Genomic DNA, 25,098 nt, shown 5'->3' with positions numbered 1-25,098 from the left:
GAATCCTCTCTTCCCGACCAATGATTTCGCGAACATGCCTCCAATTTTTCCGATTTGACCGGTCATGGCAGCGGCTCGGTGAGGCACAAAACCGGAAAAATGATCTGATAAATCGACGTTAACCTTATCTTGATTATAGCCATGTAGTGCCTTCAATCATGAGCACACGTGTCTTGATAGTCGATGATCGGCCCACCAATCTGCGGATCTATGCCCAGTTCGTGACGCTGATGGGGGAAAAATATTCCGCCGTCACATTTGCCGACCCTGTGGAAGCGCTGGAATGGCTGCGTGACAACAAGGCGGACCTGATGGTGGTCGACTACCGGATGCCGCAGATGAACGGTGCGGAATTCATCCGCCAAGTCAGGCTGATGCCCGGAGCCAGCGAAGTTCCCGCCATCGTCATCACTGCGCATCAGGATCGCGAATGCCGGCTGGCGGCGCTCGATGCGGGGGCCACCGATTTCCTGCAGAGCCCGGTCTCGCACGTGGAATTCTGTAGCCGCGCCTTGTCCCTGCTGACCAAAAGCAAGAAAAGTGTGACGCTGCGCAAGCGCGCATCGGAAATCGGACGCAAGCACGCAGCCTTTGGCACAGCATCGTCGACCGAAGGTCCTTCGGGCAAAAGCATGCTTGAGCAAATCATCGACACGATCCCGATCATGATCAATGCCACCGATCGTTCCGGCAAATGCCTGTTCACCAACGCCTACCAATCTGCGCTGTTCGACAAGGATCCGGACGAGATGGTGGGCACAGACTTTGCCAATAATTATGAACCTGCATTGGCTGCGAACACGCGCCGACGCGATGCGATGGTGTTGAAATCGGGTCTGGCTATTCCGCATTTCGAGGAAAAGATCACCAGCGACGGCGTCGACCTGATTTTTCATTGCAACAAATCCCCGCTGCTCAATCACAAAGGTGAAACGATTGGTGTGCTGACGACGGCGGTCGACATCACCGCCCGGAAATTTGCCGAGGAACACAGAACCCACCTGGCTTTGCATGACATGCTGACGGGACTGCCCAACCGCGTTCTGCTTGCCGAAAATGTCAAATCGACCATTGCCAATTGCAAGACAACCGACAGCCAGGCCGCTCTTCTGTTGCTCGATCTGGATCGCTTCAAGATCATCAACGACACCCGCGGCCATCACAGCGGTGACGCTCTGTTGCGCGAGGTGGCACAGCGCATTTCGAAGGTCATCGCTCCCGAGGATTTTGCCGCGCGCATTGGCGGAGACGAATTTGCGGTCATCCTGAACCGGTTTGAGAATATCGATTCGATCAATTCCCGCTGTTCCAAAATATTGAAGGCAATCAGCGAGCCCTATGCGATCAGCGGCGTTGGCCAGGTCATCAGCGCATCCATCGGTGTCAGCCTGATCCCCGCTGACGGCGACGAATATGAGGAAGTGCTCCGCATGGCCGATCTTGCCATGTATGATGCCAAAGCCAATGGCCGCAATTGCTACCGTTTCTTCTCGGAAGACATGAACGAGATTGCCCAGGCCGATGCCGCGCTCGAGAACGAGTTGCGCGATGCGTTTAAAAAGAACCAGTTCGCGCTGGAATATCAACCGATTGTTGATGCCAAAACGCTTGAATATGTAGGCCTTGAAGCGCTTATCCGATGGGACCATCCGCGCCGCGGCCGCCTGCTTCCGATCCAGTTCATCCGGGTTGCCGACGAAAGCGGACTGATGGATATACTCGGCCGTTGGGTCATGGGCGAGGTCTGCCGCGAGATCAAAGCCTACGCAGACCGCGGCATTGATTTGCCACGGGTTGCCATCAACGTCTCTCCGCGACAGTTCCAGAACCAGAATCTTTGCCAGGAACTGTTGGAGAATATTGCAGCCAACGACATTGATCCGTCGAAAATCACGATCGAGATCACCGAAGAGCTGCTGATTGACAATAATGAGCAGGTCAGGGCCACGCTGCAGCAGATTCGCAACAGTGGCGTCGGGATCTCCATTGATGATTTCGGCACCGGCTATTCCTCTCTTCAATATCTCAGGGACCTGCCGGCCAACTGCCTGAAAATCGATCGCGCTTTCATTTCCCGGATCGAGCATAGTCCGGCCGATCGCGCCATCATCGGGACCATCGCGCATTTGGCGCATGCTCTGGATATGCGCGTTGTAGCCGAAGGCGTCGAAAATGACGCACAGCTTGATTTGCTGCGTGTTTCGGGCTGTGACGAAATCCAGGGTTTCAAGATCGCACGTCCGCAACGGGCCGAGGATCTCGGACGTTTGTTCGACGGGCGGAAGGATGATCCGGCCAGTCGTGCGGTTGAAGGTTAATCCACTTGCTTTTCGCCACCAAAAGGGCGCCGGCACGGTCGCATAGACACCACAGGCATCCGAAGGGCGCTCTGGATGGTCAGGCGCGTGACCGCGAACATGAGATGATCAAGAACCGGATCATCCTGGTCATATTGGGGTGGTCCGTCAGCGTCTGGCTTGGTGCAACCTCCGGACTGATCGTTGGCTTCAGCATTTATTTCACCCTGAGCCTCGCTCTTGCCGTGGCCTATCGGCTCCGCCCCGCCACATCCAATTTGCGGCGATTTCTGGGACTTTGCACCGATTTTGGCGTCGGCGCCTTCCTGTTTCAGGTCGGTGGAGAAAGCGTGGCGGCCGGCTATCCGCTGTTCCTCTGGGTCATTCTCGGCAACGGTTTCCGCTTCGGCATTCTCTGGCTTTTCCTGGCATCCGCGATGGCCACGATGGCATTCGGCTGGGCCATCTATTCTGTAGACTTCTGGCGCCAGAATTCCTCACTTTCGATCGGCCTGCTGATCGGCTTGCTGGTGATACCGGCCTATTGCTCGACATTGATCACCAAAATTTCCCATGCGAAAGAAGAAGCCGAAGCAGCCAACAAGGCCAAAAGCCTGTTTCTGGCAAGCATCAGCCACGAACTGCGCACACCACTGAACGCAATCATTGGCTACGGCACCCATTTGCTCGATATGAAACTGCCGGAAAAACAGCACCAGATGATCGCGACCAGTGTATCGGCAGGCCGTCACTTGCTCCACCTGATCAACCAGTTGCTGAATTTCGCACAATCGGATTCGCGGGAAGAATTGCCCGATCCGAAACCGTTTAGTCTCGTGGACATTCTCACCGAAGTGCGCGACATCATGCAAATTGCCGCCGATGAAAAGGATCTGGAACTCATTCTGCAGGCAGAGCCGGGCAGCAACCAGATGATTTCAGGCCAGCTGGACTTTGTGCGCAACATCTTGATCAATCTCACCAGCAATGCGGTAAAATTTACCAAGACTGGATCGGTTACGCTGCGATGTGGATTTTCTTCGGAGACCGGCCTGGACGAAATGTGGGTATCCGTCAGCGACACCGGGCCGGGCATCGCCAAAGAGGATCAGCAGAAAATATTCGACGTTTTCCAGCAGGCGAATGACAAGATAGCAAACGAATTCGGCGGAACCGGTCTGGGCCTGGCGATCTGTCAGAAGCTTGCCAACCAGATGGGCGGCGACGTTTCTCTCGATAGCGATATAGGTACCGGCAGTACGTTTACCTTGTCATGCCCGGTGGATGTGCTGGAAGCGGTCGAGGAGAGCGACGATGACAATATCGTCAGAATCCTGTCTCTCACGCAGGAAGACTATGCGCCAAATATCTGCAACGAGGAAAATCAGTCTGTCAGCATCGACCATATCCAGTGCAACGCGCCCGAGGATATCCAGGATGTTATCAGTCAACTCAATCTTGAGCATTATGACATCGCCCTGCTGGATGAGGCCCTTGCCAACGATCAGGACGACCAGTCCCCGCTGTGGTCCGCCTTTCAGAACGCTCAGTTGCCATCTGTGTTGTTGACGGAAGGCAAGGAGAAAACGCTCAGGGACATCCAGTTGCGTGCGGCCTTCGCAACTCTGCTGCCGTCCGGCTCGGATTTCAGCACGATCCGCAGCGCTGCCCAGATAGGCTGCTCCCTCGTCGGCGCGGGCCCGCGCCAGCAGAACGAAGCGATAGACAGCGAACCTGCATCCGAAGTCAAACCGGTTCGCGTGCTGGTTGCGGATGACAATCGTACCAACCAGATGGTGCTGGAGACGATCCTGTCCAATGTAGGCCACGAGGTAATTGTGGTGGACGACGGAGAAGAAGCACTCGAACAGCTCGAACACGGGGCCTTCCAGATTGTCTTCCTCGACGTGAATATGCCGGTCATGGGTGGCATTGAATGCTGCCGCCTATGGCGTCAGATCGAAGGTCCGCGCAATCATATCCCGATCATCGGCCTGACGGCGGATTCGACCGAAGAAACCGAAAAAAAATGTCTCGATGCCGGCATGGACCTGAGGATTACCAAGCCGATCGAAGCAACCGAGGTTCTCGAAGTGATCGCCACCCAAACGGGGCATCAGGTCAGCGAACAGCCAGCCGAGACATTCTCCGACCCGCTGGGCGTGGTCAGCAATTTCGACAGCAAGTTGCGACGGCCGGAGCCGCCTGCTGTCGACCCGACCCAGCTGGATTATCTGCTATCGATTGGCGACGAGGCATTTGTGAACTCGATCATCGAGGCCTATCTGGAAGATACGGGGGAGATACTGGCCGCCTTCCGGAAATCTGTCGAAGATGGGTCCGTTGAGGATTTCCGCTTTCACGCCCATGCATTCAAAAGCGGTGCTTCCAATGTCGGTGCAAGCTATCTGGTCGAAACATGTTCGAAGCTGGAGGTGATCGGCGAACCGGATTTCATAGAAAGACGCCAGGAATATCTGACGAAAATCGAACAGCAGGTTTCCGATATTCGCGCTTATCTTGATAGCAGGCTGGCAAGCAGCAACAGCCATGTGCCAACCGAACAGGCCGCGCACATCTAGAGAATCCTCAAACGGCCCGCAGCGACCGCATTATCCGTCGATCCTGCGCCGAGGCCAGCCGCTCCATCTTGCGAACATCGGCCTCTTCGAGATAGAGTGCGGTTTCGGCCCATGTGTCGGTGATTTCGAGCAACTCCTCGAGGCTTACCGGATTGGCGATTTTGCGGGCCCGATAGACGGCTCGCTCGGCATGGAAGCGTTTGCGGTTTTCCTTGGTATATTCGACAATGGCGGCCTCGCCCATTCCGTCGTCCGCCAGAATATCCACCACGCCCATGTCATATAGCTGGGCGCCGGTGTATAATTTGCCTTCGAGAATGAACCGTTCGGTTTCCTTGCGGCTAAGTCGCTGACGCAGAAAGCTGTAGGCACCCATTCCGGGGAAAAGGTTGAAGAGAATCTCCGGCAACCCCAGTCGCGCGCTTTTTTCGGCCACCAATATGTCGAACGCAAGCGCATGTTCGAAACCGCCACCCAGAGCGTCGCCCTGCACCAGCGCCATCGTGATGATCGGTGCCCCGAATGCGGTGCTGTTCTCATATTGCATGTGAACACAGGTCCGGGCATATTTTTTCAACGCACCGAGGTCGCGACGCCGGATACAATCGGCAAAATGCTTCAGATCTCCGCCAAGATTGTAAATCCCCGGCGTGTGGGACGCTGCAACAAAATAGCGCAACGGATCTGCGGCATTGGCGCTGTTGGTCGCATAATTGGAGTGGATCCAGTCCTGCACCTGCTGGATCTCTTCGCCAAGTTCATAGGTGTAGCTGGGACGGGATGTCTGGTTCATATAGCACCAGAAGATTTCGTCGGAACGGTCAAATCGCAAATCGATTTCGCGAAACTGTTTCGAGAAGATATCCTGTTCCGCAATCGGGGGTGTCTGGACCAGCATATCATTTGCCTCGATCGTCAAATTACGATCCAACTCGTTGGCAGCGCGACTGCGAAAGTCCATATCATACTCCATATCCGGCAAGATGTTCGACGATACTCAGCCTAACAAACCTCCTCACCTTATATGTAAAATTTTATGACATGCCCCATTTCAATGCAAGTTAAACCGAGAAGATTGGGTAACATGGTTAGCAAAATCAAAATTTTGCTTATCTTTGAGTCATTTGAGCCTGAATTTTTGCCACCCAATTCGTTAATATCCTGCGGAACAAGGCGGATATGCGGCCTCTCCCGCTGTGCCGTTGACCATGTTTTCACCTCTTGTGGTTCGGCAGGAACCGCGAATCTTCAACCCGCGTCGGACTCTGCACCAGCCGATTGATTGACCAGTCCGCGAAATGCGCGAACGGCCGACCGCTTGCCTTTGGTGACTTCGAATACATCCTCGGCGATCGGCATTTCGACGCCATATTTTCTCGCCAGCGCGATCACCGTCGGCGCGCTTTTAACCCCCTCGGCAACCATGTGCATATCGGCGATGATTTCATCAATATGCCGCCCCTTACCCAGTTCGACTCCGACATGGCGATTCCGGCTCAGCGGACTGGTACAGGTCGCGATCATGTCGCCCATGCCGGTGAGGCCGGCGAATGTTTCGGGCTTTCCGCCCATGGCCACGCCGAGCCGGGTGATTTCGGCGAGCCCTCTGGTGATCAAGGCCGAGCGGGTATTGTCGCCGGCCCCCAGGCCATCGCCCATGCCCACCGCGATCGCGATGATATTCTTGAGCACGCCCCCCAGTTCGCACCCCAGCAGGTCGGTATTGGTGTAAACACGAAACAGACCGGAGTGGAAAAGCTGCTGCAATTGCTTGACGATAATCTCGTCTTCCATCGAGATCACGCTCGCCGCCGCCTGGCCCGCCATGATTTCCCGGGCCAGATTCGGACCAGTCAGAACGCCGACCGGATGCCCGGGAAGCACTTCCTCTATTACCTCCGTCATCCGCATGCCGGTGGCCAGTTCGAGGCCCTTGGTAAGGCTGATGACCGGAACCCAGGGTCTCAGATATTGTTTCGCTTCTTCAAGAACGGCGCGAAAATTGCTGGAAGGGATGCCCATCACCAGCACATCCGCGCCGGAGACGGCCTCCCCTATCTCCGACGTCGCGGTCAAGGCGGGCGGTAATTTTATATCGGGCAGATATTTGCTGTTGCGATGATCATTGTTGATATCGCTGACCGTTTCGGAATCCCGCGCCCAGATCTTTATCGGCGCATTGCGCGACACCAGAGAAGCAACTGTCGTGCCCCATGATCCACCGCCGAGCAATCCTACCTTCAATTCCATATCGACCCTCCATCGGCGACTCCTCTAGCGGAAGCCCAATCTGTTCAAACTGCAGGGAATTTCAGTATTTTGCAAGAAACTCGAGATGATGCTTGGCGGTGCCCTTCGGATTTTCGATCATCGGGATATGACCAACTTCTTCGAACACCACCGATTCCGCATTGGGGATGCCATCTTTCAATACATCAACACAGCTGACATCAATCAGCTGGTCATGACGGCCCCAGATTATGAGGGTCGGGGCCTTTACCTGTCCGAGCTGATCGTTCAGCGGCTTGACCGTTCCGTCTTCCACCAGTGTCCAGAATATCTTGTCGAGCAATTCACGATGGACGGCAAAATCCTCGTAGAAAATCTTCCGGAACTGGCCCGGAACCTTTACCGGCTTGTGCGCGACAAAAGCCATCATCCGCTTCACATCGTCAGGGCTATGGATCTCCAACGGGTTTTTGCCCGACTGAGCTTCCTTCTGAAGCTTGCTTTCATTGGCCCCGACGACACCGGCATTGTTGAACAGCGTCATCGACAGCAAACGTTCGGAATAATCCAGCGCAAAGCGCAGAGAGACAAAACCGCCCATGCTGTTGCCGCCAATATGGCATTTTTTGATGCCCATCGCGTCCAGAAAATCACGTACCCGCGCTGCCTGCGTCGCCATGTCATAATCACGGGAAATATCGCGAATATTTTCGCCAAATCCGGGCAGGTCCGGTGCAATCAAACGATATTTGCCGACAATTTGCGGCGCATATATCGCCCAATTATCCTTGTCGCCGCCAAAACCGTGGAGCAGTACCAATGGCTCGCCATCCGCCGCCCCGCCTTCAAGATAGGGCCAGATCATATCCCCCACTTTGACCGACTTCGCCGTCAACTTGCCCTTGCGTCGCAAACTGTTGCGCAAGAAGCCGTACAGAGTGCGCGGAAACAACACGTAGAGCGCGATCAGCGACACCATCAGAATGCCAAGGATGGTCAGGAAAATTTCGACGGTTCCCACGTTACGCTCCTCTTGTCGCCAGCTGTTGGTCCAGCCAGTCGGTCATGTCGTTCAAGACCAGATCTTTTTCAGGCTCATTGAAAATCTCGTGAAACAGTTCAGGATAGATTTTCAGCTGTTTTTCGCTCGAGGAAATATGCTGATCCAGAAATTCAGAACCTTCGACACCGGCGAGGCTGTCCTTGCCGCCATGAAGCAGGAGCATCGGCAATGAAATCTGCCCGGCATTCTCCTGTACCGATGTCATATTGCCCAGCATTTCAGCAGCCAGCCTCGCCCCCATCTTGCCGTTATAGACCAGCGGGTCGGCAAGATAGTCAGCCACCACCTTCGGATCGCGACTGACCCCGTTTGAATCGAGAGCAAGCACGCCAAGTTTCGGGAAGAAGCGGGACAGAAAACCACTGATCGCCTTGAGGACCCCGGACGGCTCTTCGGCCGCCTTTATCGCCGGACCGGAAAGCACGCAGGCGGCAATTTTGTCCTGCCCGGCAAGCAGATAGGACGCGCTGATCAATCCGCCCATACTATGCCCGACAAGCATGACGGGCAAATCGGGAAAATCCTGCTTCGCCTGCGCAATCAGTTGATCCACACCGTCGCGGAATACCGAAAAGTCCGGAACGAAGCCGGGCGTACCGTCCGATTTCCCGTGCCCCCAGTGATCCAGTGCAAACACTGCATAGCCTCTGGCCACGCAATGCTTGGCAAAATATTGATAGCGTCCGCTATGTTCTGCGTAGCCGTGCACCAGCACAATGATTGCTTTGGGATCGTCGTCCGGCGACCATTGCTGCCAGTAGAGACTGGCTCCGGCGGCCTTGGAACCCGGCGCAAGCGTCAGAGTGCCGTCGCGATGGTTCAAGCGATTTTCCTTTTAACGACCAGTTCGTGATCATGCGCCAGTTCATTTTCATATTCGAACAATATCCTGTCCAGCGTCTGGCTGATTTTGGTCTGGGTCCGGACCATTTCAATTTTCGGCCAAGTCGTGCGCTCGCCGAGCTGGATCAGTTCGGCAATATCCTCGACCGGCAGGTTGCTCAGAAGCTTGGACGGGCTCCAGAACATGGTCGGCCGGATAATATTGATGTCACCGGTATAGTCCTGATTGATCACCGACAGCGCCATATTCGCCATGCTGTTCAGTCTTGGAAAATAGGACAAGGGTTTCTGCATGATCTCCACATTGGCGTTGAGCCAGGCCTTCATCGTAGCGGTTGAGGCATTGCGGATAGAGGAAAGCGGATTGCGGGACTGGCTGACATCCGTCGCAAACGGCGTGACCAGCGGATTGGCCTGGCTGACGATATGATGATTGACGCCGTAAAGCCGCGCCAGTCTTTTGACCGGCAGATCGTGCGTAACCGAACCATCGACCCATTTGCGGTTGGGCAGATAGGGGACCCGCTCGCCGCGGTGATCTTTCGCCGCCAGAGTCACCGGCGGGTAAACGCCCGGAACCGCACAGGAGGCCAGGACCGCCTCGCGAATGAACACATTGGGTGATGCAATGGCATTGAGCAGGCGCGAAGTCTGGTGTTTTTCCGCCGGCGCAATCGATACGTTCAGATGCCGGCCGGTCAGCTCATAGGCTTCCTGAAACGTAAGATCGGGAAGCATGTCCGACAGTCGCTGGCGTATCTCGTCGGCCCGCATCCGGCTGGGACCGCCCAGAAAACCATCGCTTTCTTCATGCTCCGGTCCGATAATCAGATTTTCCGGTTTGAAGAATGGCGGAATCTCCTTGTCCGTGTGGGTGCTGATCAATGCACCAACAACCGATCCGCCGCTGGAGCCGGACATGATATCAGGCAGCAGTCCCTCTTCCCAAAGCGCCTTGGCCACCCCGACGTGAAAATAGAGATAGGCGCCGGAGCCGCTCATCAGAAAGGCGGACCGTCCGTAGCAATGCTGGGCCCGGCGAAAGAAATCGAGTTTTTCCTCGAACGGGATATCGGTGACCTTGTCGCTCGCCAGATATTCGAGCGAATTGGCGATCGCGTCGACATAATCTTGGATCAGCTGTTTGGTGCCGAATTTGGCCTTCTGATGGAGCCGGGCGTGCCCCATGCCATCCATATTGCCGTGAATGCCCTCGTTCAAAGCATATAGTAGCCCAGCATTGTCCTGCTCTTTCCAGAGCCTGGAAAGACGCTTCAGTCGACGGCGGATGGAGGCATGATCGAAATGCTTGCTTTCATCAGATGCCTTCCAAATATCGACTCCGGTGGATTTGTCGTGCGCTTTCGCCGCTTTCGACCATTCGGAATAGCTGTTGGCCTGGGCCATCGCTTTTTCCATCTTCAAAGTCGTGTTCAGGATCATATTCTATTCACTCTTTCACCAAGATTACGCATGGTATCGCGCGTCGCCCGTCCATCGTGCGACGCAAAAACAATCCGCTCCCTAACTTGCTTTCGATCTGGCTCCGCCGGGCTGTTTCGAAACAACCGCCCGCGGCTTTTTCGCAACCCGCCGGTACATCACCGAACCATCCGCAGAAACAGGCTGCTTTTTCGGAGCCTCGCTCGCCTTTCTGGGTTGCTGGACGACCTTCCCCGGCTTCGCATCGCGTAGTTCATTGAACGCCTTTTGCAGGCATTCCCTGAAAAACTCAATATCAGGCATTATCTTTCGATCCGAGATGATACTGAACGAGATCGTCCCGTTATAGCTCGGCGTGGCAATAAACAGGCCCATTCCGTGAGCCAGAGGGGCCAGACCATATTGATGGGTCAGCTTGGCACCGTTCATATAGAGCTGTATTTGCGGCCCCGGAACGTTGGAAACCATGAGGTTGCTCATTTTCGGAGCGAAACGCTCGTCGGTCAATATCCGCGAAACACCGGCCATCGTCACGCCGGGAATATGTTTTGACAGATCGGTCATGATCCGCGCGCTGAGCCCGGACTTCGCCGCTTTGGTTTCGCGAGTCGTATCCCGGATCGCTTCGAGCCGTTCGATCGGGTCCTCGATATTCGACCAGATCTTGATCGTCATTGCCGATATATTGGTACCCGGATTGGATTCTTCACCGGACCGGCTGCGAGCATTAACCGGAGCGACGGCAACCAGCGGCTCGTCCGGAAGTTCCTTGTGCTTGGTCAGATAATGGCGCAGCGCCCCGCTGCAGATTGCCAGCACTACATCATTGATTGTTGCCTCTTGCACCTTTCGGCGCATTTGCTTCAGTTCTTCTAGATCAAAAGTAATCGCATCAAACATTTTGTGCGGCGTAACCGCTGCATTGAATCGCGTTTGGGGAACGCCGGATTCGGTCTTGTCGGCACCGCCCGTGAGACTTTTCTGTGCCGAGGAAAGCAGAGCCGGCGTGAATTTCATCAAAGCCTGAGTCAGCTTTACCGGCGAGGTGACGGTGCTGTTGATCGCCCGATTCAGGATTTCGGCGGTGGTTGGCAGGGCATTGGCACTGGCCTTGGTCTTGGGCAATGGAATGGCCGGCGTGCCATGCGGATCCTTGTCGGAGATCGCGGCAAAGAAATGCGCCCCGGAAACACCGTCAATGGTGGAATGGTGAATCCGGGTCAAAATGGCATAGCTGCCCTTGGCATAGCCCGGGATATTATCAAGCCCTTCCACGACATACATGTCCCAGAGCGGCCGGTTCATATCCAGTGGTTTGCTGTGATGACGTGCGACATGGATGCAGAATTGCCGCCAGTCGCCCGGTTCCGGCAAACGGCTGTGTGAAATATGCGCCTCGAGGTCGAAATGCTCGTCTTCGACCCAGTAAGGATGATCGATATCCAGCGGCAGGCGGTATAATTTCCGTTTGAACATCGGCGAGACATCCATCCGCTTGCGCATATGTTCGATGATGTCCTTGAATCGCACCTTCCCCCCGGGAGCGGTCGAGGGATCATAGATATAGACCGCCATCACGTGCGTGAGATTGGTGGCGGACTGGATATAGAGAAACTGGGCATCCTGGGCGCTCAGTTGGTTTATATTGCTCTGCTCAGTCATCGATCAGGTCCTTTCGACAGCACGATCATTCAAATATCTTGTCGGCGAGAACAAGCAGCTCGAGCCGGGACTTTTCCATGCGCCGCGACAGCGCTCTGAATTTTCGCAACAAAGCCTTGCGTTCGGCTATCGTCTCGGGAGTGGTCTCCCCGGTCAGCCCAAGCCCCGCCGCCATTCTGAAGCCGTTCTCAAACAGGATTTTTCCGATCGAAGATTCGCTGGTGATGCGGCGGAGAAGATAGGCCTGCCGACCTTCTTTCAACGCCGTTTCCACACAGCTTTTCTTGTCGATGGCATCGCCGGGCTCCAGCCGCGACAAAATATCCAGAACGATGGTGTAGGCCTCTACAAATGGCAGAAATACGGCGTGACCGATCAGCGGCTGAAAACGGTTGGTAAGACTGGTCAGCTTGACGCCTCCTTCCTCCAGTTTCGCTTCCCAGTCCGGGTCGGCACGCTGCAGTTCGGCTTTCAAATTCTCGCGATATTGCTGCTTCTCGGGGTAAAAGAATTCAAACTTGAACAGATCGCGAAGTCTGTCAGTTTCTTCCCAGAACACCTCGGCAGCGTTGCGATCGCTGACCTCGCGCGCTTTCAGGACCGACAATTCAATGATCGCCTTGTCGAGAAAATGATGAATGATCGTATTTCGATAATAGCTGGCAATCGGATGCTGGGCCGGCTCGATCGCGTAAACCAGCGTCGAGCCCTTGTCGTAGCGCACAAGCAGACCGTTGTTGACCAGCGTCTCGATAACGCGTTGCACCCCTTCCAGATTTTCATCGGTCAGATCTTCGCTCATGCGAATATTCCGTTCCCGGGCCCAGCCGACCAGAAAGTTGATCACCGCACGCAATTCTTCTTCCGTCATCGCGCGCGGCGCAGTGCCCAGCAGGCACAGGCACATCAACGAAGTCAGGGTGAGCGGCGTGGCCCGGTTGGCCTGCACCGCGACCTCAAACGCCATTTTCGACAGAGCCAGCCGGTCGTTGGGATCCGGCGCCTTGCTGACCACGACGGGTTCGCCAAAATCGACATAGACCTTGCCCATCGGTTCGCGCAGGCTACGGAGATAGCCGATGAACCAGCTTAGTGATTCCGGCTTCTTGATCCGGCCGGTCTGCTCGCTGGCATATTCCTCGACATCCCGGATCAGGTCGAAACTGGTGACCACCGGGATGATATGGACGTTTTCGATGTCGTTACTATGTGCGCTGTCCATGACATATTTCAGGAGACCATAACGCGGCGGCATCAGCTTGCCGAGCCGCGAGCGCGTGCCCTCGAAAGCCCAGGTCATCGGGAAGCGTTTTTCCAGCAGGTAGCTGACATAATAGCGAAGAACGAGCTTGTAGACCGGATTATTCTCGAAACTGCGGCGGATGAAAATGGTGCCGGCACGGCGCAGCATGAAGCCCAGGCCGAAAAAGTCCAGATTGATGCCGCCGAACAGATGAATGAGCGGCAAGTCATTCTGGTAGGCCAGGTCGGTGGCGGTCACACCGTCGATATAGGTCTTGTGGGTAAACAGCAGCAAAGTCGGATGTTCCCGCATGGTCTGGCGCAAGCGGGTCAGTTCCTTGCGGTTAAAGACCACCTCGTCGTCATAGCCCTGCGACAGCATGAACCGGTCGAGCTTCGCCTTCATGTCGATAAAGAGCGGGCTGGGCCGTGCGATCAGCTCCTTCATATATTTGGCGGCTTGCTCATGCAGTACCGCTTCGCTCTCGCCGCGCTCTCTCGCCAGTTGTGTCATCGCGGCGCGGAAGCGCGCATCACTGCGCAGGCCGTCTGCGACATGCCGCGGCACCTTGTAACGCCGGCCGCGCAATCCGCGCTCGGCAATATCCAGAACCAGGCCGGCCTGACGCACGACAAAGGCAGCGAATTCCCTATTGTCGGTCTGGTCATAGTCCTTGCTGAGTTCGGCAAAATTCTGGTTCAGCTCGCCGATGGTTGCGGGTTGTCCGATCAGGCATTGGGCCCGGCGCTTGTTACGCAAAAGGATGGATCGGGCGCGAAAAGCGCCGGGATTGCGCGGGTCTCCGAAAATGACATGGCGCATCTTGACGGCACGACTTTTCTCGAAATCGGGAATCCGCCATGCGATACGGACGGGAACGACGAGCGTATCCGGACTTTCCCTTAGCTTTTCCTCGAGACGGCCGAGGCGCATTTTGGCCCGTTCGTCGGATATCGGCAAACTGACCCAGTTGAGCGCCTCGTCTGGTCCGATGCCGGGCATCGTGGTCTTTATCCAGTTGAGCAGATAGCGCCGCTCGACGCCATTGCGCGCGTCAATGACAAATAGCTTGGATCCTTGCGCCAGCAGCGGACCGGAATTTGCTATTTGCGCTGCTTCGTCCATCCCCACTCCTCGAATTGAGCCTATTCAGCCGCTTTCATTTTTTTTGACGACTTTCGGGCTGCAGGCTTGTCCGACGGGGTAGATCGACTGGCGGGCCTCTTGGCAACAGGCTTTTTTGTTACCGTCTTTTTGGTCCCGGCCTTGCGGCTGGCGGGTTTCTTTCGCGCCACCGTCTTTTTTTGAGGCGCCCGCTCCTCATTCACCAGTGCCTCCAGCGCATCCTCTTCTTCCGTCTGCCCGAGAGCTTCAAGGAACATGCCCCGCACCTCCGCAACATGCTCGTTCAACGTCCGGCTCGTCCATTTGCTGGTATCGACGGCCGGCAACACGTCGACGCGGACCTTGGCGGGACGCATTAGAAATTCATTCTTGGGGGCAACATCTCCCGCATTGTGGATGACAATCGGCACCATCGGTACACCCGCCTGGATCGCCATATGAAAAGCGCCTTTCTTGAATGGCCCCAGCTTCGGCGAAAGCGTGCGCGTGCCTTCCGGCGCGATTACGATGGACTTGCCATCAATTTTCACCGCGTCGATCAATGGTGCCATCGCCTTGATCGCGCTACCGGCATTGGCCCGGTCAATGAAAACCGTACCCGCCAGTTCCATCAGCTTGCCGATCACTGGTGTGTCACGCACCTCTTTCTTGGCCACACCGCCCATGTCCCGGCGAATAAGCTTGGCGAGGATCATGACATCCGCCTTGCTCTGATGGTTGAAGACAAAGATGCAGGGTCGCGAGGTCCAGAGATTCTCCTCGCCGGTCACTTCCAGCTCGCAGCCGGTCAAAGCGGTGGCAATATCGCCAAAGAGACCGGTTGAAAAATTCACCGCTTCCCGCTTCGATCCGGTCAGCGCCCAGATGGGCAGCGAAGCCATGACTGAACCGACCAGCGAACCTGTCGCATAGACCGTGCGAAGATAATCCACCGGCTTGCCCTGCCCCCGGCTTTCATATTTTTCCAGCGGCCAGCCATGTTCCCTAGCCGCTTCGCGCAATTTCGTGTTGGGGTTCAGCGGTCGCGGCTTGCCGACCCGCTCGAGCAGTTCGATATCGTCATAGCTGTCGGAATAGAAATAGCTCTGATCCAGATCCAGACCATATTCGGCGGCAAGCCCTTCCGCTGCGAGGACTTTGCCTTCGCCAAAGCACAAGGGGCGGATGATATTGCCGGTAAATTCGCCATTCTCGACTTCATATTGCGAACAAAGCACATGTTCGATGTCGAGGTCTCGCGCGGTGGGTTCGATCTGGTAGATGGTGGCAGAGGACACAATCGCGATCGTATGCCCCTTGGCGCGATGGGCTTCGATCAGCGCCCGGGCTTCGGGATAGACCTTGCGCGCGATATGTTTTTCATAAAGCTCTTCGCCAAATTCGAAATAGCTGTCCTCGGTCACACCCTTCATAAATTTCGCCGCGCCTGACATCAGGCCGGAGAAACCCATGTTGCCGGTGCTATACTGCGCCATAACATTGATCGTTTCGACGACTTCCTCGGCGGTCATTTCCCGCCGTCTGATTTTTTCCCACAACATCGCGGTAGCTGAATAGCCAGCGATTATGGTGCCATCGAAATCGAAAAGCGCAGCGATATGAGGACCTTCCGGAGCGTCCAGCACATCTTGTAAATGGGATTGATATTCAGCCGTTTTAGTTTTGGTCATGCAGATGTCCTTCGCCGAAAGTCTATCGTGCCAAAAAACAACAGCATTTCCCAGCTAATATTGGTGAAAAATCCGATTCACCATACAATCGGTGGTCGAAGTCCCTTTATGGTTCAACTATGACCGAAGGATGAAGATCATCTGAGCCTGTAGCAGAAGCCAACCGCCCCTCTCCAGACGCCCGCTGGCCGATCAGGGAAAGTCCATTTTCGCGGCAATCGTCCGCTGAACCACGGTGATCACGCACATAAACGAATAGACCGCTGCAATCGCGCCAAAATAGTGCGGTAGCAAACACATCAGCACGAAGGCTGCAATGGTTTCGGTCCCCTCTGCGAGGCCGCTATTGTAGAAGAAGCTCTTCTTGCCATGCGCCTCGGTTTCGCGACCCGCTTTCGCGGCCATTACTGCATAAGCAAGAAAACTGATCCCGGTGAGGGTGAAGCTTGCGATCAGGACCATCGCTAAGGGGAGATTTGTCGGGTCAGCAAAGCCGAAGCCGAGCGGGACCGCGACGTAAAAGGCAAAATCAGCGACGATATCAATATAGCCGCCAAAATCGGACTGGCTTGTGGCGCGCGCAACGGCGCCGTCGAGACCGTCGAGGATACGGCTCAAAAGCACCAGCGCGAGCGCCAAAAGATAGTGCTGATAACCGATCGCGATACCGGCGGTGACACCCAGCAGCGCGCCGGCAAGAGTAACCTGGTTGGCAGTAACGCCCCCTCGTGCCAGATTCTTGCCTATTGCATTGAGCGGTGGATCTATCAGCGGTCTTATCTTGGAATCCAGCATCTCCGTTCCTTAGGAAAAGGTAATCAGGCCGATCACCGCGCCAGTCATTGCGGTGGCGCAATTGCCGGCGATCCAGCTTTTCATGCCCAGCCCCGCGACCTCAACCCGGCGTGATGGCGCGAGCGTTCCGATCGTCGAAACGAGCAGGCCGACGCTGGCAAGATTGGCGAAACCGCACAAGGCATAGACGACAATCAACTGGCTGCGCGGATCGAAGGTTCCTTCCGGCAGCGCGGAGAGATCGAGATAGGCGACATATTCGTTGAGGATGGTCTTGGTGCCCATCAACGCACCGGCAGCCGGCGCCTGATCCCAAGGCACGCCCAACGTCCACATCAGCGGTGCGAACAGCCAGCCGAAAGCGCGTCTGATCGTCACCGCCTGACCGTCGACATAGGGCAATATCGTCAATATCTGGTCGACCAGCGCGACTAGCGCAAACACCACAAGGATGATGCCGATTACTGCCAGAAACACCTGCACACCTTCCATCGTGCCGCGCACAATGGCATCGATACTGCCGTCATATTTGAGTCCCGGCTGCTCGTTACCAGTCTCAGTCTTCCCATTGCCCGGTACCATCAGGCGAGCCAGCAATATCGCGGCCGGCAGCGAGATCAGCGATGCGGAGATCATATGGCCAACCGCATTGGGCACGGTGGCGGACAGGGTCGAGGCGTAGAGAACCAGTATTGCGCCAGAAATGGTCGACATGGCCAGCACCATCACCATGAACAGCTCCGCCCGGCTCATCTTCTCGAAATAGGCGCGCAACACCAGCGGCGATTCTACCACGCCGAGGAAGATATTCGCGCCGCCGCTGAGGCCGACCACGCCGCTGACCCCCATCGTCTTGCGCAGCGCCCAGGACAGGCCGCGGACGATCCAGGCGAGCACGCCCCAATGCCACAGCAAGGCGGACAGCGCCGAGAAAACGATGACGAGGGGCAATATCTGGAAGGCGATGATCAGCGGCGGCTGTGCGCCTTCCTTCAGGACAAAAGGCAATTCGGCCCCGCCGGCATAGCCGAACATATAAGATGATCCGACCAGCGTGGCCTTTTCAATTGCCATCACGCCCTGATTGGCGAGACCGATGATATCCCAGACAAAGGGCACCCGGACGATCACCAGCGCAATGGCAAATTGCAGCAACAGCGCCCCGCCGATCCATTTACAGCTCGGCCGGGCCTGCCGGTTTTCCGACAGCAGCCAGACGAACAGGAGGATCAGCGTCAGGCCGATCAGGCCCTGGCCTTGCTGCAAGATTGCCATCATCCGCGCATCCAGTCGTGATAACGCTCGACCCAGCGCAGCAGGCCTTGCGGCGCATGCGCCCGTTTCCATTCGCCGGCGGCATATTTATTTGCCTCTGCCATGGTCGGATAGGTATGGATCGTGCCCAAAATCTTGTTGAGGCCGAGCTTATATTTCATCGCCAGCACATATTCGGCGAGCAATTCCCCGGCATGATCGCCGACAATAGTGACGCCCAGAATCTTGTCCTTGCCCGGTGGGGTCAATACTTTGACAAATCCCGTGGTGGCGCTGTCCGCAATCGCGCGGTCCAGCTCGTGCATCTGGTAGGTCGTGACTTCATAGGCGATGTTCTGCGCCTTGGCGTCCTGCTCGTTCAGGCCGACCCTCGCAATTTCGGGATCAATGAAGGTGGTCCACGGGATCACCCGATAGTCGGCCTTGAACTTGCGGAACTGGCCGAACAGGGCGTTGACCGAAGCAAACCATGCCTGATGCGAAGCGACATGGGTGAACTGATAGGGGCCGGCCACATCACCGGCGGCAAAAATATTGGGATAGAGGGTCGCCAGATAATCATCGGTGACCACCGTTTTGTCGGTTTCAATGCCCAGCTCTTCCAGTCCAAAGCCGTTCAGACGCGCGCTGCGTCCGACCGCAACCACCAGCGCGTCGAAGGCGACGCTCTTCTCTTTGCCATCTGCAGAGAGGATCAGCCGTTTCTCGCCGTCCACCAGCTCACAACGGATCGCGTCATGGCCGGTCAAGACTTCGACGCCGGAGCCTTGCTGAGCACCGAGAGCCAGTTCCGCGACTTCATCATCTTCGCGCGCCAGCAGGCGGTCCGAACGCTCCACCTGCACCACCTCGGCACCGAGCCGGGCAAAGGCCTGGCTCAATTCACAGCCAATCGGGCCGCCGCCGAGTATGATCATGCGCTCGGGAATATCGTCCATCTGCGCGAATTCTTCCCACAAGGTATCGCTGGTCACATAGCCGACCTCATCGAGGCCGGGCAGATCGGGCACAAACGGCCGGCCGCCGGTCGCAATGACGATGGAGCGGGTGGTGAGCCTCTGCATCTCGCCGTCCTCGCGCTTGATCTCGACCGTCCACGGATCGACAATCGTCGCATAGCCCTTCACCACATCGACACCGAGATCGGTATAGCGCTCGACGCTGTCATGCGGTTCGATATCCGCGATAATGCCGTGAATGCGCTGCATCACCGCCTTGAAACTATAGGTCGGTTCGACCTTGTCCAGACCATAAACATCGCCGTGGCGCATCTGCTCGGCAACCTTGGCGCTCTTGATCAGCGCCTTGCTGGGCACACAGCCGTAGTTGAGGCAGTCGCCACCCATTTTCGATGCTTCGACCAGCGTCACCTTGGCTTTGACCGTGGCCGCAATATAAGAGGAGACCAGACCGGCCGCACCTGCACCAATCACCACCATATTGCGATCATATTTTTTCGGTCGGGTCCAGCGCGCATAGACTTTCCGGCGCTTGATCAGTCCGACGATCCACTTGCCGATCCACGGCGTTATGCCGAGCGCGGCGAAGGACAATAGCAGTCCCGGCGAGCCGATATCGCTGACCTCGTCGATATTGGCGAGCTGCGTCCCCGCGTTCACATAGACCACTGTGCCGAGCAACATGCCGATCTGGCTGACGATATAGAAGGTGCGCGCCTTGATCGCGGTGAGCCCCATCAGCAGGTTGATCAGGAAGAAGGGGAAAATCGGGACCAGACGGAGCGTCAGCAGATAGAATGGCCCGTCTTTTTCGACGCCGTCGTCGATTGCCTTCAGCCGGTCACCGAAACGCGCCTTGATCGTGTCACGAAACAGATAACGCGACGACAGGAAGGCGATGGTCGCGCCGATTGTCGAGGCGAAGGATACGATAATCGTGCCGGCTAGAACGCCGAACAAGGCGCCCGCCGCGAGCGTCAGAACGAGCGCGCCCGGCAGCGATGCCGCGGTCGCCGCCACATAGATCAGGAAGAAGATGCCGATAACGAGCAAGGGCGCCGCCCGATATTGCGCGTCAAAGGCGGCTTGCTGTTCCTTCAGATTGGCGAGCGTCAGCTGCGAGCCCAGATCGAAATAGAAGAAGCTGGCGATGGCGATGCCGAACAGAACAAGGATCAGTATTTTTTTCATGGAAAACTTTCTGCCCGGCGGGGCGTCGTTGCATTGACTGGCTTTGAATGTTCCTTGCTATATGAAGCTTCTGACCGCTTTGGAACCTAGCCTATTTTCCGGCTCAGGTAGAATTTCTTTTGTAACTTTTGACCTTGTTCGACCGATAGCCTTTCCGGAACGGAAGCGCCAAGCTCCACCATAGATCAGCCGGACTGTCAGTCTGATATTCTTCGAGACCGATGATCATATCATCATGTCCGGCTTCCGGCTGCGCGATATAGGTGCCGAATAGGCGGTCCCACAGGGCGATGCTGAAACCGTAATTGCTATCGGTTTCGCCGGGCACGGTCGAATGGTGAACCCGATGCATGTCCGGGGTGACGAGGAACAGGCGCAGCCGTCGGTCCAGCCAGCCGGGCAGCCGCAAATTGCTGTGGTTGAACATCGCGCAAAGGTTGAGGATGAGCGCGAAAACAAACACCGCCAGCAAGCTCGGCCCGATCAGCAATACCAACAGGCATTTGTACAGCATCGACAGGATGATCTCGACCGGATGAAAGCGTATTCCGGTCGTTACATCGATGTCGCGGTCGGCATGGTGAACCTGGTGAATGGCCCATAGCAACGGGATCTTGTGGGTCGCGATATGCTGCGCGTAGATCGCCAGATCGAGCAGGATCAAGGCGAATGCAATTTCCACCCATGCAGGCCAGTCTGTCCAGTTGAACAGCCCGATATGATTTTGCGCCGCATAGCCAGCCACGGCGAGCGCGGCGACCGGCCCCGTCAGCCGGAGCGCAACGCTGTCCAGCAGGATGATCACTATATTGGTCCGCCAGCGTCTGGCCCGTGACAGCAAACGCTTGCGGCGCGGAAACAGCGCCTCGCTGACGGCGAGAATCACGAACAGCAGCACGGACAGGAGCAAGCCATATTGAGCGAAATTGTCTGTCATGGAAGAGGTCTGTGCTTTGCCATTCGGCTTCTCTGGCTCCGGAAAGTTGGTGTCACCGCCTATAGCAGAGATTGCAAGGACAACAGCCCTTTCCAGTTATCCGCAGTTTTGCAATAGTTTCAGCCGGCCCGCGAAATGCCCCCCTGCCCGATTGTCCGGCGATTTTTCCCGACATCCCAATATGGGTTGCAGCGCTGCGCGATGATCGCTAGATGCTGCCCCGTCTATGAGGTGCGTTGGCTGAGTGGTCGAAAGCGCCGCACTCGAAATGCGGTATGCCAGCAATGGTATCTAGGGTTCGAATCCCTAACGCACCTCCACAGACACTGCGGCTTTCATCGTAAGTGCCACTGCCACCATCCAGACATCCAACCGCTCCATTTTCAGCAGCCCGAAAGCTGCGCGCAGGCAGGGTCGCCTGGCTGGCATGTAGTCCGACCAGAAAACGGACATACGGCAATTGTGTTAGCGGCCTGTGGCGGCCGCTGGCCGGCCTCACCAGCGTCTATGGTACTGGTGCAGAGAAGCCGCGGGAATTGCTTTTGCCGGCGTTACCGACATGACGCATATTCAGCGAGGCCATATACAAGGGGCAGCGTCCGCAGCCTGTAATTCCGATCTTTTTCGCGGACGATGGATGGAAAACGGATTTTTCATCGTTCTCCTTGCGCAATCAATATGGAGATATGGAAATGAGAACCGCATTTTTGACAACCGGTTTCGCCGTCATCGCAATTGCCGGCAGCCCGCTGGCCGCCCATGTCGGCCAGGAAAGCCATGTGGAAATCCGCAAAGAGCCGATTGCCGGTCAATATGACAAGCATTGGTATAATTATCTGGCGGATGTGCTGGAAGCCGACAAGGAGCTAAAAAGCGATCTGCGCCGCGCGACCGATGCAGAAGACACGCGTGATGCGTGGGAAGAATATGAAAATGAACTTGTCGATGCCGACAAGGATTATGTCGAGGAAATGCGCGATCGCAATTTCCGGGCGGGGCGGGTCACGATCGGCAAGTAGAATGACACCATCGCCAGTAAAAGAGGCGGGGATCAGTCCCCGCCTCTTTTTTTTGTTTGTGGGCGGACAGGACCAGCACAGCAGAAGCTGACCGTATGGTGCGGCATTCTTTGCCGGCGCTATTTCCAGCCATTTTCCATCAATTGGCGCTCACCTTCCGCATCGACTGGCGCATCGGCCATCATCGCCGCGGCGCGGGCATTGATTTCACTGCTCGAGGCCTGTCTGTAACCGCTGGTCGCTTTGCCGGGAATCATCTCCTCCAGTTGCCAGCGGCCGTCGGCCTTGCAGGCGATACCGGCAACCGCTTCGCCGTCAAAGCTGCGGCAAATCTGATCCGACCTTGAACGGAAGGTCAGACCGATGCGATAGCGGCTGTCTTCGCTCTGGACCGAGGCAAGCTGCTTTTCCAGAGCGGTTTCGAGTTGGCCACTGGCGATCAGCGCGCCCTCCTGCTGGGCAACCGGACCGGCATTCTGGCCGAGGCCGAACTGGCCGACCACGATGCCCAGAACGAGTGTTGCCGCCATCGCGCCCCATTGCGCGATGCCGAAACCCGCTCGGCCGGCGCGTTTCCGGTCTTTCCCGGCTTTTCGCTCGGCAAAGCTGTTATCGACATTATTTTCCATCGAAGCGGTCAACAGCGCGGTCAGGCGATCCGGCACAGGCTCTTGCGCGACGGGATCATAATGGGCGGCGATCCGGCTTTTAAGGGCCCGTTCTCTGGCGATGCGATCGGCCAGCAGATTGTCCGTCTCCATCGCCTTTTCGATCCGCCTGGCGGTCACCGCATCGCATTCGCCATCGACATAGGCGACGATCGTTTCGTCATCAAAGGTCATGCCGCTTCTCCCAGTCCGCGTTGCAGCGCTTCTCGTCCGCGAACCAGTCGCGAGGTCAGGGTGCCGATTGGTATGTCAAGCAACTCTGCCGCTTCCTTATAAGCAAAGCCTTCGACCAGGACGAGCACGATGGCTTCGCGCTGTTCGAGCGGCAAAAGATCCATCGCCCGGTCAACATCGGAAAGTTCCATCCGCTCTTCCATGCGCTGGTGATCGTCACCCGCAACATTCTGCATGGCGTCATCATCATTGGCGACATGCTCCCGCCGCCCTGCCGCGCGGACCGTATCGATCCAGATATTCCTTGTAATCCTGTACATCCAGCTATCCAGTCTTGTTCCCGTTTGCCATTGGTCACGCTTGTTCAGCGCGCGTTCCAGGGCCATCTGACACAGATCATCTGCATCATCGATATTGCGCGTAAGGCCGCGGGCGAAACGCCGCAATTGCGGGAGCAGTTCCAGCAAATCCTGTTCAAATGCCATTCAGCGCGGATATCCTTTATTGATGGTCTATGGATGAAACGATGGAGCCGGTTCGTTTAATCCATGAACGCAAAAAAAAGCAAACGGGCAATGGCCTGTCGCTACCGGAAGGATTGAAGGCATGAAAGCAGCGCGATACTTGTTGATGATCCTGATCGTCTTGGTTCCGGCCGCGGCATGGGCCCAGCTATCGCTGCCTGGCGTCGGGCCGGGCCTTCCCCTCCCCGACCGGACTGTCGGAGAGGCAACCAGCAAGACGATAGATCCGCTCACCGGTGCGCTCGAAGGAGATCTGCTCGACCGGCTGAGCAGGTCGGAGCTGACAGCATTGCTCGACCGCCTGCGTATGGACCGGACCAGCCGGTTCCTGCGAGACAATCGGGCGCATGTGGAGCGAGACGAAAATGGCGATCCCGCGGTGCGCGGCATATTGGTGGCAACCGACATCTCCGAAGCATCGGTCAGCAAAGCCGTGGCCAGTGGTTTCGCCGTGGTTGAACGCGGCCGGATCGACGGGCTGGACCTGAGCTTCGTGAAATTTTCGACGCGACAAGGCAAGAGCCTCAAGTCGGAGCAGAAGAAGCTTCAGAAAATCGCGCGCGAGGCCGACATCAGCGGTGACAATATCTATTTCACCAGCGCCACACCGTCGCCCTGCGGCAGTTGCGATGCCCTGCCCGCCGCGTTGCTGGCCGGAGGTGCTGCCAAAGCCGCGACCATCGGTCTGATTGACGGAGGCGTCGCCAGACATGGTCTGATAAATATCCCTGTCGAACAGCGCGGCTTTGCCAAAGGAGCACCGGTAGCGAGCGCGCACGGCACAGCCATCGCGTCGCTGATTTCCATGAGCGGAAAAAACAGTGGAACCGGACTAGTGGCGGCGGACATTTATGGCAGCGATCCAGCGGGCGGTAATGCAACCGCGATAGCACGTGCGCTCGGCTGGATGGCGACGCGGAAAATTTCTGTCGTTACCATCAGCCTTGTCGGCCCGGACAATGGCTTGCTCCGCCGCGCAATCCGGTCCGCCCAGGGCAAGGGCATGCTGATCGTGGCTGCCGTGGGCAATGACGGGCCGGCGGCCCCGCCGCGCTTTCCGGCTGCCTACAAGGGCGTCCTCGGCGTGACGGGCGTGGATCGCCGGAACAAGGCGCTACCGGAAGCCGGAATTGCCACGCCGGTCGATTTCGCTGCCCCCGGCGCAGATATCAGGGGCGCCTCTCCGGATGGCAAGACCGTGCCGTTGCGCGGCACTTCCTATGCCGCTCCCCTGGTAGCAGCGCGTCTTGCCGCGCATTATCCTGCCCCCGATATAGCAGCGATCGAAAAGGCGGTGAGCGCGCTGATCGGCGAAGCCCGGGATCTCGGCAAAAAGGGCACGGACAAGGTCTACGGCCATGGCCTGGTCTGCGAAAACTGCGCCGCCCGATAAATATTC

At 56.7% G+C, this 25,098-nt stretch carries 18 protein-coding genes and 1 tRNA gene; 5 read left to right on the top strand and 14 right to left on the bottom strand.

Annotated features, from left to right (window positions below; all coding sequences use genetic code 11):
* The first annotated feature begins 158 nt into the window (after positions 1-158).
* Positions 159-2,318, top strand: coding sequence for a putative bifunctional diguanylate cyclase/phosphodiesterase (locus BOSE62_RS02595; RefSeq protein WP_159641310.1), 2,160 nt, complete (start codon positions 159-161; stop codon positions 2,316-2,318).
* 104 nt (positions 2,319-2,422) lie between these two features.
* Complete coding sequence (locus tag BOSE62_RS02590; RefSeq protein WP_159641307.1) at positions 2,423-4,879, top strand: ATP-binding protein; 2,457 nt, start codon at positions 2,423-2,425, stop codon at positions 4,877-4,879.
* Between the two features lie 7 nt (positions 4,880-4,886).
* Here BOSE62_RS02590 and BOSE62_RS02585 read toward each other — a convergent pair whose 3' ends face one another.
* From BOSE62_RS02585 to BOSE62_RS02530, 12 genes are all read right to left on the bottom strand, one after another.
* Positions 4,887-5,840: a crotonase/enoyl-CoA hydratase family protein gene (locus BOSE62_RS02585; RefSeq protein ID WP_159641303.1), complete on the bottom strand. Its 954-nt coding sequence runs from the start codon at positions 5,838-5,840 to the stop codon at positions 4,887-4,889.
* A gap of 287 nt (positions 5,841-6,127) precedes the next feature.
* Entirely contained in the window at positions 6,128-7,129 is a 1,002-nt protein-coding gene (locus BOSE62_RS02580) for an NAD(P)H-dependent glycerol-3-phosphate dehydrogenase (RefSeq protein WP_159641300.1), read from the bottom strand.
* A 61-nt stretch (positions 7,130-7,190) separates the two neighbouring features.
* Positions 7,191-8,129, bottom strand: a complete 939-nt coding sequence (locus BOSE62_RS02575) for an alpha/beta fold hydrolase (protein WP_236553795.1) — start codon at positions 8,127-8,129, stop codon at positions 7,191-7,193.
* Position 8,130: 1 nt separating this feature from the next.
* Complete coding sequence (locus BOSE62_RS02570; RefSeq protein WP_159641297.1) at positions 8,131-8,994, bottom strand: alpha/beta hydrolase; 864 nt, start codon at positions 8,992-8,994, stop codon at positions 8,131-8,133.
* A complete protein-coding gene (locus BOSE62_RS02565) occupies positions 8,991-10,457 on the bottom strand; it encodes a DUF3336 domain-containing protein (RefSeq protein ID WP_159641294.1) in 1,467 nt (488 codons plus the stop codon). Before BOSE62_RS02565 ends, BOSE62_RS02570 begins: the two co-directional genes overlap by 4 nt.
* 81 nt (positions 10,458-10,538) lie before the next feature.
* Positions 10,539-12,119 carry a WS/DGAT/MGAT family O-acyltransferase gene (locus BOSE62_RS02560; RefSeq protein WP_159641291.1) on the bottom strand — a complete coding sequence of 527 codons (1,581 nt, stop codon included), beginning with the start codon at positions 12,117-12,119 and terminating at the stop codon, positions 10,539-10,541.
* Between the two features lie 25 nt (positions 12,120-12,144).
* On the bottom strand, positions 12,145-14,487 hold the full coding sequence (locus tag BOSE62_RS02555; RefSeq protein WP_159641288.1) for a glycerol-3-phosphate 1-O-acyltransferase: 2,343 nt from the start codon (positions 14,485-14,487) through the stop codon (positions 12,145-12,147).
* A gap of 20 nt (positions 14,488-14,507) precedes the next feature.
* Positions 14,508-16,157, bottom strand: coding sequence for an HAD-IB family hydrolase (locus BOSE62_RS02550; protein ID WP_159641285.1), 1,650 nt, complete (start codon positions 16,155-16,157; stop codon positions 14,508-14,510).
* 192 nt (positions 16,158-16,349) lie between these two features.
* Entirely contained in the window at positions 16,350-16,952 is a 603-nt protein-coding gene (locus tag BOSE62_RS02545; RefSeq protein ID WP_159641282.1) for a CDP-alcohol phosphatidyltransferase family protein, read from the bottom strand.
* A gap of 9 nt (positions 16,953-16,961) precedes the next feature.
* Entirely contained in the window at positions 16,962-18,230 is a 1,269-nt protein-coding gene (locus BOSE62_RS02540; protein ID WP_236553794.1) for a NupC/NupG family nucleoside CNT transporter, read from the bottom strand.
* On the bottom strand, positions 18,227-20,377 hold the full coding sequence (locus BOSE62_RS02535) for an FAD-dependent oxidoreductase (RefSeq protein WP_159641279.1): 2,151 nt from the start codon (positions 20,375-20,377) through the stop codon (positions 18,227-18,229). The genes BOSE62_RS02540 and BOSE62_RS02535 overlap by 4 nt, the downstream gene beginning before the upstream one ends.
* A gap of 103 nt (positions 20,378-20,480) precedes the next feature.
* Positions 20,481-21,314 (bottom strand): sterol desaturase family protein, encoded by an 834-nt coding sequence (locus tag BOSE62_RS02530; RefSeq protein WP_159641276.1) that lies wholly within the window; start codon positions 21,312-21,314, stop codon positions 20,481-20,483.
* A gap of 230 nt (positions 21,315-21,544) precedes the next feature.
* On the opposite strand from BOSE62_RS02530, the gene BOSE62_RS02525 reads away from it, so the two are divergent.
* Both BOSE62_RS02525 and BOSE62_RS02520 read left to right on the top strand, forming a co-directional pair.
* A tRNA-Ser gene (locus tag BOSE62_RS02525) sits at positions 21,545-21,634 on the top strand.
* 372 nt (positions 21,635-22,006) lie between these two features.
* Positions 22,007-22,333: a hypothetical protein gene (locus tag BOSE62_RS02520; RefSeq protein WP_159641273.1), complete on the top strand. Its 327-nt coding sequence runs from the start codon at positions 22,007-22,009 to the stop codon at positions 22,331-22,333.
* A 119-nt stretch (positions 22,334-22,452) separates the two neighbouring features.
* Here the strand turns inward: BOSE62_RS02520 and BOSE62_RS02515 are convergent, their stop codons facing one another.
* Together BOSE62_RS02515 and BOSE62_RS02510 are read right to left on the bottom strand one after the other, a co-directional pair.
* The gene (locus tag BOSE62_RS02515; protein WP_159641270.1) at positions 22,453-23,175 is read right to left on the bottom strand and encodes an anti-sigma factor family protein; all 723 of its coding nucleotides are present in this window, start codon (positions 23,173-23,175) and stop codon (positions 22,453-22,455) included.
* Positions 23,172-23,660: an RNA polymerase sigma factor gene (locus tag BOSE62_RS02510; protein WP_159641267.1), complete on the bottom strand. Its 489-nt coding sequence runs from the start codon at positions 23,658-23,660 to the stop codon at positions 23,172-23,174. Before BOSE62_RS02510 ends, BOSE62_RS02515 begins: the two co-directional genes overlap by 4 nt.
* A gap of 121 nt (positions 23,661-23,781) precedes the next feature.
* Here BOSE62_RS02510 and BOSE62_RS02505 point away from each other — a divergent pair, with 121 nt between their 5' ends.
* Positions 23,782-25,092 carry a S8 family serine peptidase gene (locus tag BOSE62_RS02505; protein ID WP_159641264.1) on the top strand — a complete coding sequence of 437 codons (1,311 nt, stop codon included), beginning with the start codon at positions 23,782-23,784 and terminating at the stop codon, positions 25,090-25,092.
* Positions 25,093-25,098: the final 6 nt, after the last annotated feature.

Origin of the sequence: Sphingorhabdus sp. 109 (genome assembly GCF_902506555.1) — a bacterium.
Classification (GTDB): domain Bacteria; phylum Pseudomonadota; class Alphaproteobacteria; order Sphingomonadales; family Sphingomonadaceae; genus Parasphingorhabdus.
Note: the sequence above shows the minus strand (reverse complement) of the source record. Positions and strands in the feature narration are given on the sequence as shown.

Excerpts from the sequence above, each read along its gene's own strand:
- BOSE62_RS02560 (WP_159641291.1), bottom strand. The coding sequence starts at position 12,119 with ATGACTGAGCAGAGCAATATAAACCAACTGAGCGCCCAGGATGCCCAG.
- BOSE62_RS02520 (WP_159641273.1), top strand. The coding sequence starts at position 22,007 with ATGAGAACCGCATTTTTGACAACCGGTTTCGCCGTCATCGCAATTGCC.
- BOSE62_RS02540 (WP_236553794.1), bottom strand. The coding sequence starts at position 18,230 with ATGATGGCAATCTTGCAGCAAGGCCAGGGCCTGATCGGCCTGACGCTG.
- BOSE62_RS02505 (WP_159641264.1), top strand. The coding sequence starts at position 23,782 with ATGAAAGCAGCGCGATACTTGTTGATGATCCTGATCGTCTTGGTTCCG.
- BOSE62_RS02580 (WP_159641300.1), bottom strand. The coding sequence starts at position 7,129 with ATGGAATTGAAGGTAGGATTGCTCGGCGGTGGATCATGGGGCACGACA.
- BOSE62_RS02585 (WP_159641303.1), bottom strand. The coding sequence starts at position 5,840 with ATGGACTTTCGCAGTCGCGCTGCCAACGAGTTGGATCGTAATTTGACG.
- BOSE62_RS02565 (WP_159641294.1), bottom strand. The coding sequence starts at position 10,457 with ATGATCCTGAACACGACTTTGAAGATGGAAAAAGCGATGGCCCAGGCC.
- BOSE62_RS02515 (WP_159641270.1), bottom strand. The coding sequence starts at position 23,175 with ATGACCTTTGATGACGAAACGATCGTCGCCTATGTCGATGGCGAATGC.
- BOSE62_RS02535 (WP_159641279.1), bottom strand. The coding sequence starts at position 20,377 with ATGAAAAAAATACTGATCCTTGTTCTGTTCGGCATCGCCATCGCCAGC.
- BOSE62_RS02530 (WP_159641276.1), bottom strand. The coding sequence starts at position 21,314 with ATGACAGACAATTTCGCTCAATATGGCTTGCTCCTGTCCGTGCTGCTG.
- BOSE62_RS02550 (WP_159641285.1), bottom strand. The coding sequence starts at position 16,157 with ATGACCAAAACTAAAACGGCTGAATATCAATCCCATTTACAAGATGTG.
- BOSE62_RS02510 (WP_159641267.1), bottom strand. The coding sequence starts at position 23,660 with ATGGCATTTGAACAGGATTTGCTGGAACTGCTCCCGCAATTGCGGCGT.
- BOSE62_RS02555 (WP_159641288.1), bottom strand. The coding sequence starts at position 14,487 with ATGGACGAAGCAGCGCAAATAGCAAATTCCGGTCCGCTGCTGGCGCAA.
- BOSE62_RS02595 (WP_159641310.1), top strand. The coding sequence starts at position 159 with ATGAGCACACGTGTCTTGATAGTCGATGATCGGCCCACCAATCTGCGG.
- BOSE62_RS02590 (WP_159641307.1), top strand. The coding sequence starts at position 2,423 with ATGATCAAGAACCGGATCATCCTGGTCATATTGGGGTGGTCCGTCAGC.
- BOSE62_RS02545 (WP_159641282.1), bottom strand. The coding sequence starts at position 16,952 with ATGCTGGATTCCAAGATAAGACCGCTGATAGATCCACCGCTCAATGCA.